Origin of the sequence: Clostridium collagenovorans DSM 3089, assembly GCF_900130005.1 — a bacterium.
GTDB lineage: Bacteria > Bacillota > Clostridia > Clostridiales > Clostridiaceae > Clostridium_D > Clostridium_D collagenovorans.
Window position 1 is genome coordinate 918,120 of sequence record NZ_FQXP01000003.1, and the last position, 12,080, is coordinate 930,199.

General features: G+C 27.7%; 14 protein-coding genes. 3 read left to right on the forward strand and 11 right to left on the reverse strand.

What is annotated here, in order from left to right:
* Window positions 1-15: 15 nt before the first annotated feature.
* The 10 genes from BUA48_RS15515 to BUA48_RS04325 form a co-directional block, all read right to left on the reverse strand.
* Window positions 16-387: a NifB/NifX family molybdenum-iron cluster-binding protein gene (locus tag BUA48_RS15515; protein ID WP_072830407.1), complete on the reverse strand. Its 372-nt coding sequence runs from the start codon at window positions 385-387 to the stop codon at window positions 16-18.
* Between the two features lie 2 nt (window positions 388-389).
* Window positions 390-767: a metalloregulator ArsR/SmtB family transcription factor gene (locus BUA48_RS15520; RefSeq protein WP_072830409.1), complete on the reverse strand. Its 378-nt coding sequence runs from the start codon at window positions 765-767 to the stop codon at window positions 390-392.
* A 340-nt stretch (window positions 768-1,107) separates the two neighbouring features.
* A complete protein-coding gene (locus BUA48_RS04290) occupies window positions 1,108-1,455 on the reverse strand; it encodes an arsenate reductase family protein (protein ID WP_072830411.1) in 348 nt (115 codons plus the stop codon).
* A 134-nt stretch (window positions 1,456-1,589) separates the two neighbouring features.
* The gene (locus tag BUA48_RS04295; RefSeq protein ID WP_072830413.1) at window positions 1,590-2,039 is read right to left on the reverse strand and encodes a GNAT family N-acetyltransferase; all 450 of its coding nucleotides are present in this window, start codon (window positions 2,037-2,039) and stop codon (window positions 1,590-1,592) included.
* A gap of 158 nt (window positions 2,040-2,197) precedes the next feature.
* Window positions 2,198-2,851, reverse strand: a complete 654-nt coding sequence (locus BUA48_RS04300; RefSeq protein WP_072830415.1) for a hypothetical protein — start codon at window positions 2,849-2,851, stop codon at window positions 2,198-2,200.
* On the reverse strand, window positions 2,842-3,252 hold the full coding sequence (locus BUA48_RS04305; RefSeq protein WP_072830417.1) for a hypothetical protein: 411 nt from the start codon (window positions 3,250-3,252) through the stop codon (window positions 2,842-2,844). Before BUA48_RS04305 ends, BUA48_RS04300 begins: the two co-directional genes overlap by 10 nt.
* A gap of 54 nt (window positions 3,253-3,306) precedes the next feature.
* The gene (locus BUA48_RS04310; protein ID WP_072830419.1) at window positions 3,307-4,044 is read right to left on the reverse strand and encodes a carbon-nitrogen hydrolase family protein; all 738 of its coding nucleotides are present in this window, start codon (window positions 4,042-4,044) and stop codon (window positions 3,307-3,309) included.
* A 14-nt stretch (window positions 4,045-4,058) separates the two neighbouring features.
* Window positions 4,059-5,117: a DUF6709 family protein gene (locus tag BUA48_RS04315; RefSeq protein ID WP_072830421.1), complete on the reverse strand. Its 1,059-nt coding sequence runs from the start codon at window positions 5,115-5,117 to the stop codon at window positions 4,059-4,061.
* 495 nt (window positions 5,118-5,612) lie between these two features.
* Window positions 5,613-6,275 (reverse strand): hypothetical protein, encoded by a 663-nt coding sequence (locus BUA48_RS04320; protein WP_072830423.1) that lies wholly within the window; start codon window positions 6,273-6,275, stop codon window positions 5,613-5,615.
* A 72-nt stretch (window positions 6,276-6,347) separates the two neighbouring features.
* On the reverse strand, window positions 6,348-6,914 hold the full coding sequence (locus BUA48_RS04325; RefSeq protein WP_072830425.1) for a TetR/AcrR family transcriptional regulator: 567 nt from the start codon (window positions 6,912-6,914) through the stop codon (window positions 6,348-6,350).
* 519 nt (window positions 6,915-7,433) lie between these two features.
* Here BUA48_RS04325 and BUA48_RS04330 point away from each other — a divergent pair.
* From BUA48_RS04330 to BUA48_RS04340, 3 genes are read left to right on the forward strand one after another with little or no spacing between them, the layout of a single operon-like run.
* Window positions 7,434-7,934 carry an NADH-quinone oxidoreductase subunit NuoE family protein gene (locus tag BUA48_RS04330; RefSeq protein WP_072830427.1) on the forward strand — a complete coding sequence of 167 codons (501 nt, stop codon included), beginning with the start codon at window positions 7,434-7,436 and terminating at the stop codon, window positions 7,932-7,934.
* A 12-nt stretch (window positions 7,935-7,946) separates the two neighbouring features.
* Window positions 7,947-9,185 carry a complex I 51 kDa subunit family protein gene (locus BUA48_RS04335; protein ID WP_072830429.1) on the forward strand — a complete coding sequence of 413 codons (1,239 nt, stop codon included), beginning with the start codon at window positions 7,947-7,949 and terminating at the stop codon, window positions 9,183-9,185.
* A 37-nt stretch (window positions 9,186-9,222) separates the two neighbouring features.
* Window positions 9,223-10,980, forward strand: a complete 1,758-nt coding sequence (locus tag BUA48_RS04340) for an NADH-dependent [FeFe] hydrogenase, group A6 (RefSeq protein ID WP_072830431.1) — start codon at window positions 9,223-9,225, stop codon at window positions 10,978-10,980.
* Window positions 10,981-11,279: 299 nt separating this feature from the next.
* Here BUA48_RS04340 and BUA48_RS04345 read toward each other — a convergent pair whose 3' ends face one another.
* Window positions 11,280-11,822 (reverse strand): nitroreductase family protein, encoded by a 543-nt coding sequence (locus BUA48_RS04345; protein WP_072830433.1) that lies wholly within the window; start codon window positions 11,820-11,822, stop codon window positions 11,280-11,282.
* Window positions 11,823-12,080: the final 258 nt, after the last annotated feature.

The window sequence follows — 12,080 nt, forward strand, 5'->3', positions numbered from 1 at the left end:
TCTTATAAATTTTTATTAGTGATGTCCACAACCATCATGGTTACAGCTATGATTTTTAGGGAATTCATTTAAATTACCTTCATTGAAAGCTTTTATATTATCTTCTATAGTTCCTGATACAGCTCTAAAAACCTTAATGCCTAAAGAGTTTAATTTAGTTATAGCACCTGCTCCTATACCACCTACTATTACTGCATCTACAATCTCACCTGATAAAGCTTTTATAGGTTGACACTTTCCATGCTCATGACCTAAATCTCCATTACCTACTGTCTTAACTTCACCTTTTTCTAAGTCACATATTACAAATACTGGTGCTGATCCAAAATGTCCATATGGAACACTTTTCATCCCCTCATTAGATTCTACTGGAAAACAAAGTCTCATATTTACTCCTCCTCTAATAATCTTTTGCAACATCCTTTAGTTGCTTTACAACTTTTTTGACATCGCAGCATATTAAAATCATTTATATTTAACTTAGTATTAATTAAGCTAATATCTTCATATAGTAAAACTTTCAAGAAATCCATAGATGATTCTAAAACCTCTTTGTTTAAATCATAAGTAACGTAATACCCCTTCTTATATCCTCTTATTAATTCAACATCCTTTAAAATCTTAATATGTTGAGATACCGCAGCCTCAGAAATTTCTAAGTGTTTAGCAATCCCTTTAGCACACATATTTCTTTTAGATAATAATATCAAGATTTTTATTCTTGTTTCATCGCCTATGGCCTTAAAAACCTTAACCTGTTCCTTCATATTCTCTCCTTACTTTCACTTAGTTTAATTAAGTGATTGCTTAATTAAATAATAATACTCTTAACTATTTTTTTCAAGTCTTTTATTATATATTTTTTATTAATTATGTAATTTTATATTGATACATATTATAACACCCGCAATACAGTGATTTTATTCTTTCTATTAATTAACTTAAAGCTAAAAATGTAATTTGGGCTTATTCACTATACTATATTTTTAATAATTAAACTTACAACTTAAAATAGTACCTATTAAAGAAAATAAAAAACTGAAATCATTACATAATTTCAGTTTTAATTGAACTTTTATAAGCTTCTTCAAAATTTTTATCTTTGTTTTAAATTAGCTCTTTATAATTATCTTCCTTAAATCCTATTACAACCTTATCTTCTTTTACTAGTATAGGTCTTTTCACAAGCATTCCATCACTTGATAATAACTCAGCAATATCTTCCTTGCTCATGTCTTTAACCTTATCTTTAAGGTTCATTTCTTTATATAATTTACCACATGTATTAAAGAATTTTTTTGGCTCTAAGCCGCTCATTTCCATCCACTTAAGAAGCTCTTCTTTACTTGGTTTTTCTTCTACTATGTTTCTATGATTAAACTCTATATTATTATCTTTTAAAAACTTAGATGCTTTTTTACATGTTGTACACTTTGGATATTCTATAAATAACATATTACTACACTCCTTAATTCTTTACTTTTCTATATATTAACCTAACTATAGTGATATAATCAACATTTTTCTTAATTTTCTATTTATTATTGGTTTTCTATAAATACTCATAATACTTATCTCACTTTAAAAGCCTATTTACTTAGATATAACATTTCCATATGAGGTATATCATCCTCTAAATAAATATCTGATACTTCTTTAAAGCCTATGCTTCTATATAAATCCAAAACATATTCTTGAGCTGAAATCCTAATAGCCTTTTCATTTAATTCTTTTTCTACAAAATTAATAGCTATTAATAGCATATCTTTTGCCAATCCTTTTCTTCTACATTCAGAGTTCACAACAACTCTTCCTATAGATACCTCATCTTCATAAGAAACCCCTTTCTTAACTACACGTAAATATGCCTTAACCGCTTCTCCTTCCATAGAAAAAATATGGTAGGAATTTATATCCTTATTATCACAATCCTCATAAGGACAATTTTGTTCTACTATAAAAACTTCATTTCTTAGCTTTAATATGCCATATAGCTCCGTTGTTGTCAGTTCCTCAAAGCTTTTTATAATCCATCTCATAACTTATCCTCCTAAAGTTTTTACTATATAGTTATTTTTTAGTATATCAATATTTTTTAATTCTTTGCAACAAAATAAAAAATCAACGATATTTTATTTTTAAACTAATCTTAATCGTTGATTCTTTAAGTTATTTATTATTGTAATTTTTTTCAGTTTTAAGCCTTAATTTTCTCTTTTATTTTCTTAAACTCATTTTTATTTTCCTTTGTGAATCCAACTAAAACTCCTGAAGACCTTTTGGCTATTTCCTTTATTGACTCATCAAAAGCTTCATTATATTTTTTAGCAACTGTAACTTTTCCTAAAATGTATTTTTTACCATTATAGGTATGAATAACTATGCTTCTGCTTAATTCCATAGCATAACGCCCCATGTTTTTTCTTCCATATATCCAAGCTATATCCTTATACCTTATTATAACTATGACTGGATAAAAACTAATTAAATAATCCTTAGTTAAAATTAATCTTTCTCCTTCATATTCTTCGGCATTACGATCATCAATTTGCATATATATATCTTGAAGTTTACCTTGCTCTTCAATTAAATCCATCTGTTTTTTAGATTTAAAAATGGCTATTATTTTCTTTACAATTAATACAACTGATAAACTAATAACAGAAATACAAATTATAATATATGTGTCTACAGAACTTTTAGGATTTGCACCAATGTTTAAATAATATTGTCCTATTTCAGCCCTTATTTCCTCATCACTTGATACTTGATCATTAAATCCTAATCTAAATTCTTCTATTGCAATTGTCATTAAATCATGTGGTATACGTTTTGATGTGTCTAATAGCAATTCTTTTTTGGAGGAGTGTCATCCTCTGATTCGCTGTATGTGTACGCTATTATATCCTTGAATTTTTCTTCTTCACCCTCATAAAGTTTTATAATGTATATATTTTCTTCATCAAAGGCAAAGTGAAATCTTTCTCCTGTATCTTGCTTAAAAAATATAAAATGCTCCTTTTCATAGCTTGCAAATTCATCTGTCATCATTTGCATGTCAATTTTAGCATATTGATTATTTCGTGATACATTCTTAAAGTGAATTGCTTCTGGAAGTCTAGCATCTCTTGATTTAAAACTAAAAAATAAGATTATTGATGCTATAATAGTTATAATAACACATAGGATTATACACATATATGCCCCTACAAAAGCTATCCTTATCTTGTGCCTTGCATTTTTTATACTCATAAAAATCACCCACTATATAATTTTTTATAAAAATATCCTCTTAGTTTAATTCTCTTAAAGTTTTTCATAATACAATATTCCTTTTCTCCCCAATTCTAAAGTTGATACTACATCCCCTTTCTCATTTATAACAAAGGCTCCTCCAAAATATGGGTCACCTATGTAATTAACTAAAAAGGTAAATGTCTTAAGCTTTTTTATTCTTTCACAATAATCTTTTTCTTCTTCATCTATCCACCTTTTCATTGAAGCTTCACCATTAAAAAATGATCTTGCAAAAGGAAAAAGTAAATAATCAGCTTTTAACTCTTTAACTGAATCAAGTATTTCATCATCAAACAAATCCCCGCATATTAGAATTGTCATATTTCCAAAACGTGTTTTAAAGAGACATGTTCTTTGCCCTTCAGCATAAACTCCATCTACGGATGGATCTCTCCACCCAATAGACTGTCTTCTGTAATTTTCTAGTATTTCACCATTACAATCAATGTATATAGCAGAATCATACAAAGTATTCCCTTCTAATTCAAAATATCCTATACATACATCTATATTGCACTTTTTAGCACATTCTCTAATGCTGTTAATTTCATAAGAATCCTTTGATACTCCTAATTTCAAATCATGTTCGATGTCATCATTATTAATTAACCCTGTTATAGCAGTTTCAGAGAAAACAGCTAGTTCTGCTTCTTCACTAGCTGACTTCTCTATTCCTAGTACAATGTTTTTAATATTCTGACTTTTGTCATTTTCTATAATTTCATTTACTATAAGTGCTGTCTTCATAATTTTCCATTTCCTTATACCCTAGTTTTTTCTTCTAATTTCCTAAAAGCTTTTTTATTCTCCTGGTTAAATCCTATTAAGGCTTTAGGAGCTTTTGTCATTAACTCTTGTAATACCTCTTCAAAACTCTCTTTGTTCTTTCTTCCATAACAATCTGTAGTTGCTATAATATATTTTTTCTTGCTTTGATTATATACTACTATAGAATCACTTAAATGAAGTATAAGCTGCCTTCTATTTTTCTGCACATATATCCAACTTATATCATCATATTTTATAATGTCTATCTTAGGGTAAAAATTAATTAAGTAATCCTTAGTAAGCATTAATTTTTGTCTTTTATAATACTGTGAAGTACTACTATCCATTTGAATATAAAGATTCTCTAATTTAAATTGTTTTTCTAATTTTCTTAATGATAATTTAGATATTATTAACAATATAACCCTTACAATCAAAACAAGTATTCCTACTAGTATCAAAACACCGCCTATGCCCAAATATACATATTGTTTTGTATTTGGAGTAGTTTTAGTATTTAAATAATACTTGCCTATTATATTTATTACTTCTTCATCGCTATATTCATAATTTTCAAAAACTTCTCTATACTTCTGTACAGTCATTTTCATTAAATCCTCTGAAATAAGTTCCGGCATACCTGCTATAGATATCTTCTCAGGAAGTTTTGTGTTTTCATCTGAACTGTAAGTATAATCTACTATTTCATTAAATTTTTTAAACTCATCTTTATCTAAATTTATTACATAAATTGAATTATCATCAAGCGCAAAATGAAATCTATCAATTGGCTCCTTTGTTTCATAGATATACCTATCTCTTTCAAGTGTCGCAAATTCTTCAGTTAATAACTGTACATCAATTTTAGAGTATTGATTTTCATTGACTGCATCTAAAAATTCAATTGGTTCTGGCAAATCATTATTTTGCGTATTTATCCAAAAATACCCACTTATTCCCCCCAATACAATTAAGCATATACATAAAAATATATTTATGTAGTGTTTAGTAAATGTTTTTCTTATTATTTGTCGTCCTTCCTCTTCCTTCATAATAACCCCTCGTTATATAATATTTTAATAAATTATACCACCTTTTTCATTAACATTTAAAGTATTTTTTTTATTTTTTTTACATATAATTTATATTATTTACATTTTTAATATTTTTTATAATAAAACCCTGTTTAATATTGTATCCTTTATGGATAATTTGGATATATAGATATATTTTTTTCTATTACGCTTCATTTATTAAGTGTAAATTCTACTAACTTATAAGTTTATACTTCATTCTAATCCTATATTTTAACTGATTTTATATTTATAATATAAAAAAGAACATTAATTAAAAACTATATCTTCTAATTAATGTTCCTTATACCTTATTTATAGATGTAGTAACTCAATAAAACTATACATCTATATTATATTAAGTTTATATTAAATAAATTTATCCTTAAGACCACAATATGAAACTACAAAGGTAAATATAATTTATTTTATATAGTACTTATTCTAAAAAACTCTTCATTAAATATGCTAAACTTATCTTTGATTTTTAAATTCCTTATATCCCATATAAACTATCCAAACATATGCTAAGGTTTTAGGAATCATTAACATACCTACCCAACTAATTTTACTTGCCCATAATACAACTGGTATGTAAAATCCAAAGGATAAAATTATAGCTAAATACATAAATTTAAAACTATTATCCTTATTTTCTTTCGCTTTCTTATAAAATATGTAAATAATTATTGCTCCTAGTATAGCAAAAGGAATATTTCTATATACCCCCCATGAAACAGGAGAATGATAATTTAACCATTCATTTTGTGGGAAAAGGCATAAAATAATTCTAACTGCTGCTAATAAATAGATGCTTATAGTTAAAGACTTATTCTCTTCAGCTTTATATCTTTCTTTCCATACATAGTATAGAATCACATAAAAAATCGTCATTGTTATAGAAGTAATAAATTTTCCTACTCCTAATGCTGCTGCATGAGCTTCAAGTCCATCGGTTAATAATGCATATGCTCTAGGAACTAAATGGAATGAATCTCCTAATCCTAAAATTACTGCCATAAAACCAAAAAGTTTATGTTCACTTTTTGCTTTACTGTTTTTAATCATTTTAACACCTAAAACTATTACAGTTGTTAAATAAATAACATCAAATAATGTTTCCATAATTGCTTGCATAAAAATCACCTCTTCTTAAATTTGAACATTGTTCATTTGAGATTATATTAAAAATCATACCAAAGTATGATTTTATTCATAACATAACTTTATAAGTAAATTTTTAAAAAAGTTAAAGTCTGAACTTTGTTTTTTTAATAGCAAAATTATATTATCAAAGATAAATTCTGAAAATAACTCCTTTTCCTTTTCAGTCTTAATTAAGCTAGGTTTTATATTTTCGTCCTTAATCATTAAGGATAATATAATAGATTTTACTATAAAAAAGTATTCTTGCTCTTTTTTCTTGCTTAGTAACTTCTCTTGAGCACTTAATATAGATAATTGCTCAAGCCAATCTTCTTCAAATCTACTTAAGTAAGTATTTAATTCATCATATATTTTTTCTAAAGAATCTAAAAAGTTCATATTACTTAATTTACTAAAATCTATTTCAGAAAAAATATCTGACCAAAAGTTTTCTATTACAGCCACAAGCAAATCAGCTTTAGTAGGAAAATAATTATACACTGTACCTATAGAAATATCACTTTTTTTAGCTACCTTTCTAATATTAATACTTGCTATTCCCTCATTAAATGCAATATCCTTTGCTGATGCTAAAATAATTTGTTTTGGGTTTTCATAATGTTTAGCCATGTTTTATCCTCTCTTATTGAACATTGTTCATTATCATTATAATTTACAAGATTTATATTGTCAACTTTCAAATTTTATTCTCTTTTTCTTTTTTTGCATAATTATTAACAATGTTTTCACTTTCTTTAATGTGTCTTTGTACTTTCTTTAACAATGTTTTTCAAATTAATTCCTATTTTTCTTTAAAGTATACTTTTTTAATATATTTTAAATTGACTAAATTATTTAAAAAATAGCCCTGAAGCTAGCTATTGTCTAAAGTCTTTTAAAAAGGTTTTTCATCGAAGAACTTTATTTTTTAAAAAATTTTCTTTGATTAAGTACTTGAATTTACTATTTTAAGAGTGTATTATTAACTCATACACGCACTATATATTTCCATGAAAATCAAATTAATTTTAAATAAAAGAATCATTTTTATAATGTTTTATGAATAAATATATTATTAATATTGCATTTTTAAATTTGTATTGCGTAATATAACAATTTTAATTAATATTCGAAAATGGAGGTAAGGGAATGAACCGATTTACTCAAAAAAACCGAGGTTTAGATAAGGCCTTAGCCAATAAAATTAATAATATTATAGTTGAGCACGACAATGACAATACTCAACTTATAGGTATACTTTTAGATATACAATCAGTAATAGAAAGACATTATATTCCTGAAGAAGTTTCTTATTATCTTTCTGAAAAATTGGACGTGCCTCTTAGTAAAATCTATGATGTTATATCTTTTTACTCTTCTATATCAGATACACCACGTGCTAAATACCCTATACAAGTTTGCAATAGTATAGTTTGTAAAGTTAATGATAGCACTACTTTATTTGAAACATTAAAAGATATATTAGGTATTGAGTTAAATGAAGTTACCTATGATGGCAGATTTACCTTAGAAAAAGTTCCTTGTTTTGGAGCTTGTGATATTGCCCCTGCTATAAGAATCAATGGTATTGTATACGGTAACTTAAATACTAGAGAAAAGATTCAAAATATTTTAAATAATCTTGATTAGGAGGTAATTATTATGGCTAAAACCGTAAACTTTATAAGCAAAAACTTTGGAAAATATGATATAAACTCAATTGACTCCTATGAAAAAATTGGAGGCTTTTCTGCACTTAAAAAAGCTGTTACAATGGATGGCTTTGATATAGCTGCTAACTTATCACTTTATAAGATAAAAGGTCGTGGTGGTGCTGCTTATGAAATGGGTAAAAAATGGTCCCAATCTAAAAAAGTAATTCATCCAGATAAGGTTGTTATCTGTAATGCTGATGAAGGAGAACCATGTACTTTTAAAGATAGAACTGTAATAGAAAATGATCCTTTCAGATTAATTGAGGGAATGATAATTGCTGGTTATAGTGTAGATGCTCAAAACGGCTATATATACCTTCGTGAAGAATATAGTCATTTAAGACCCTTACTTTTAAATGCTATAAAGCAATCTAAAGAAAAGGGTTATCTTGGTGAAAACATTTTAGATAAAGGCTTTAGTTTTAATATACACCTTTATTCTGGTGCTGGTGCTTATGTATGTGGTGAAGGTACTGCCCTTATTGAATCTATAGAAGGAAATAGTGGTAGACCTAGAATGAAACCACCTTTTATAAAACAATCTGGTTTATTTAGCAAACCAACCTTAGTTAATAATGTTGAAAGTTTATCTCTTGTTCCAAGCGTCTTATTAGATGATGATAAAGAATATTTAACATACGGAACTGAAAACTCTATAGGTACTAAGTTAATCAGCGTTGGTGGTAATGTTAAAAATCCAGGTGCTTTTGAAATTCCTTTTGGAACAACACTTAGAGAAATAATTTATGATTTAGCTGGTGGAATAACTGATGATAATGAAATACGATTAATTCAATTAGGTGGAGCTTCTGGTAAAATAGCTGATGGCAAAATCTTAGATATTCCTTATACCTATGAGGATTTATCAAATCTAGGATTAACAGTAGGTTCTGGTGCTATTTTAGTAATTGATAAGCGTACAACTGTTTTAGAATTCTTAAAAACTACTCAAGAGTTCTTTAGTCATGAAAGTTGTGGTCAATGTACACCTTGTAGAGAAGGTAATAGACATATAGCTTTAATTCTAGATAAATGTATAGCTGGAACTGCTACTAAGGAAGATATATCTACTATGAAGAGAATTGCTAAAATTATGTGTAATGCATCCCTATGTGGACTTGGAGAAACTGCTCAAAGTGCTTTATTATCTGCAATGCATTGGTTTAAACAAGATTTCGAAGTATAAAGCTCAAATTATAATTAATGGAATGAGGTGTAACCAAATGGAAGAAAATACAACTATGGTGAACATTAAAATAAATAATATACCCCTAAAAATCAAAGCTGGTACTCGTATAATTGAAGCTGCTAAGCTTGCAAATATTGACATACCTCATCTTTGCTATCACCCTGATCAAAGTGTAAAAGCTCATTGTAGAATGTGTGTAGTTGAAGTTGTAGGAAGTAGAAAATTATTAGCTGCTTGCTCTACTGTTGTTTGGGAAGGTATGGAAGTTCATACTGATACAAAAATAGTTAGAGATACTCAAGTAGGTATTTTAGAATTGATTCTTGCAGATCATAAACAAGATTGTTTATCTTGCTCAAGAAATCAAAATTGTGAATTACAAAATTTATGTAGCCGTTTTAATATATTAAGACCTTCACTACAACCTGTTAACATAAAACATGAAGTTCAGAACTGTAACCCAAGTATTGTACGTGACTTGTCTAAATGTATTAAATGTGGTAGATGCGTTAAGGCTTGTAGTGAAACTCAAGGTGTACATGCTTTAACTTACTCTCATCGTTCTGGTAACTTCACCGTTACTACAGCTTATAATAAACCTTTGGAAGATACAGATTGCGTTTTCTGTGGTCAATGTACTTCTGTTTGTCCTGTTGGAGCTATTGTTGAAAAGGATGATACACAAAAGGTTTGGGATGTAATTCATGATCCTAAGAAACATGTTATAGTGCAAGTTGCCCCTGCTGTTAGAGTTGCTTTAGGTGATTCTTTTGGTTTGAAAAATGGTGATATTGTAACTGGTAAAATGGTTAGTGCTTTAAGAATTTTAGGTTTTGATAAAGTATTTGATACGAACTTTGCTGCTGACCTTACTATTATGGAGGAAGGCTCAGAGTTATTAAATAGAATTAAAAATAAGGGAACTTTACCTTTAATAACTTCTTGTTCACCTGGCTGGGTTAACTATATCGAAAAGAATTATCATGACTTTTTAGATAATTTATCTACAGCTAAATCTCCTCAGCAAATGTTTGGAGCTATTTCAAAAAGTTATTATGCTAAGGTTGCTGACATTGATCCAAAGGATATCGTTACTGTATCAATAATGCCTTGTACTGCTAAAAAATATGAAGCTAGCCGTCCTGAGATGACTAACAACGGAATAAGAGATGTTGATATAGTTTTAACCACAAGAGAATTAGCTAAAATGATTAAATACGTAGGACTAAATTTCCCTAACCTAGGTGAAGATAACTTCGATAGTCCTCTTGGTGCTAGTACTGGAGCTGGTACTTTATTTGGTACTAGTGGAGGAGTTATGGAAGCAGCTCTTAGAACTGTATATGATGTTTATACTGGAAAAGAGTTAAAGAAATTAGACTTTAATGAGGTTAGAGGATATGAAGGTATTAAAGAAGCTTCTATTTCTCTTGGAGATAAGACAGTTAAAGTTGCTGTTGTACATGGCTTAAAAAATGCCAAAATAATGATGGAAAAACTGAAATCTGGTGAATGTGATTATACATTTATAGAAGTAATGGCATGTCCAGGTGGATGTATAGGTGGAGGTGGTCAACCCCTACACTCAACTACTGATATAAAGAAACTTCGTATGGATGCACTTTATTCAATAGATAACTCTAAGAAACTAAGAAAGTCTCATGAAAATCCTGATATTCAGACTCTTTATAAAGAATTCTTAGGAGAACCTCTTAGTGAAGTAGCTCATCATCTACTTCATACTGATTATACTTCTAGAAAAAAAGCTTATGACTTTTCTCATTTAGAGTAATAAGCTTTATATTTACAGAATTTTAGTATATGATGTATAAACTTATTTCTACTATTAAGTAAAAGTAGTATATATTATATAAAATTTTATATGGTAATAAAGACTGTAGGATACTCTTCTACAGTCTTTTTAATTAAAATCATTAAATAATATCTTAGCTTAGTTCTTGAATAATTTAAGAGTAGCGTTCATAAGATGATTTGTAGAATTGCTAATTTTTAATAAGCTCTTTATAAACATAGTATTACAATATTTATAAGGTAAAATAATATTTCAATTTATTCTATGCCTAAATCATATTAATATTTATTAAAAGCTACTATATCCTCTATGTTTTTTCTCTTTTTCTCTCTAGGATTTTCATTATTATTATATCCCAAAGATACTATTAGTTCTATATCCCTATTTTTAGGAATACCTAAGGCTTTTTTTATCTCTTCATTTTTGAACCATCCTATAATACAAGTACCTAATCCTAATTCTGTAGCCTGTAGGCATAAATGCTCTACTGCTATACCAACGTCCATAGAAGTATAATCCTTCTTCTTAATACTTGAGCCTATAGCTGAAGTTAAATTTCTCTTTTCTCCAACTACAGCTATAATAACTGGAGCAGTTAATACAAATTTATTTATTCCAATAACAGAATCATAAATTTTGTTTTTTATTTCACTTAATATTTCTTTATCATTTACAACAACGAACTTCCATGGCTGGGAATTGCATGCAGATGGCGCAAGTCTAGCAGCCTCTATACATTTTAATATCTTTTCTTCTTCAACTTTCTTATCTATATATCCCCTTACACTTTCTCTTAATTTAACTAATTCTAAAAATTCCATGTTTCCTCCTTGATAACTTGACTTATCAATATATTATTACACTGGTTACAAATACCATTATAATTTAATATAAAATAAACTTTCAATATTTATACTATTATTTACATATTACTATTGTTAAAAGTTAACCTATAAGAAATTCAAATAGAAAAGACTAGGTTATAGTATATCTAAACCTAGTCTTTAAACTGCAAAGTTTTCTCTATTCTATCTTCTCCAATTTCAGTGTTACTAAATACTTCAGTAGCATTTTCTAAA

What these genes read in the sequence shown, in the direction of transcription:
- BUA48_RS04330 (WP_072830427.1), top strand. Translation starts at nt 7,434, where the DNA reads ATGAACCGATTTACTCAAAAAAACCGAGGTTTAGATAAGGCCTTAGCC.
- BUA48_RS04320 (WP_072830423.1), bottom strand. Translation starts at nt 6,275, where the DNA reads ATGCAAGCAATTATGGAAACATTATTTGATGTTATTTATTTAACAACT.
- BUA48_RS15515 (WP_072830407.1), bottom strand. Translation starts at nt 387, where the DNA reads ATGAGACTTTGTTTTCCAGTAGAATCTAATGAGGGGATGAAAAGTGTT.
- BUA48_RS04345 (WP_072830433.1), bottom strand. Translation starts at nt 11,822, where the DNA reads ATGGAATTTTTAGAATTAGTTAAATTAAGAGAAAGTGTAAGGGGATAT.
- BUA48_RS04290 (WP_072830411.1), bottom strand. Translation starts at nt 1,455, where the DNA reads ATGTTATTTATAGAATATCCAAAGTGTACAACATGTAAAAAAGCATCT.
- BUA48_RS04305 (WP_072830417.1), bottom strand. Translation starts at nt 3,252, where the DNA reads ATGAGTATAAAAAATGCAAGGCACAAGATAAGGATAGCTTTTGTAGGG.
- BUA48_RS04310 (WP_072830419.1), bottom strand. Translation starts at nt 4,044, where the DNA reads ATGAAGACAGCACTTATAGTAAATGAAATTATAGAAAATGACAAAAGT.
- BUA48_RS15520 (WP_072830409.1), bottom strand. Translation starts at nt 767, where the DNA reads ATGAAGGAACAGGTTAAGGTTTTTAAGGCCATAGGCGATGAAACAAGA.
- BUA48_RS04315 (WP_072830421.1), bottom strand. Translation starts at nt 5,117, where the DNA reads ATGAAGGAAGAGGAAGGACGACAAATAATAAGAAAAACATTTACTAAA.
- BUA48_RS04295 (WP_072830413.1), bottom strand. Translation starts at nt 2,039, where the DNA reads ATGAGATGGATTATAAAAAGCTTTGAGGAACTGACAACAACGGAGCTA.
- BUA48_RS04340 (WP_072830431.1), top strand. Translation starts at nt 9,223, where the DNA reads ATGGAAGAAAATACAACTATGGTGAACATTAAAATAAATAATATACCC.
- BUA48_RS04325 (WP_072830425.1), bottom strand. Translation starts at nt 6,914, where the DNA reads ATGGCTAAACATTATGAAAACCCAAAACAAATTATTTTAGCATCAGCA.
- BUA48_RS04335 (WP_072830429.1), top strand. Translation starts at nt 7,947, where the DNA reads ATGGCTAAAACCGTAAACTTTATAAGCAAAAACTTTGGAAAATATGAT.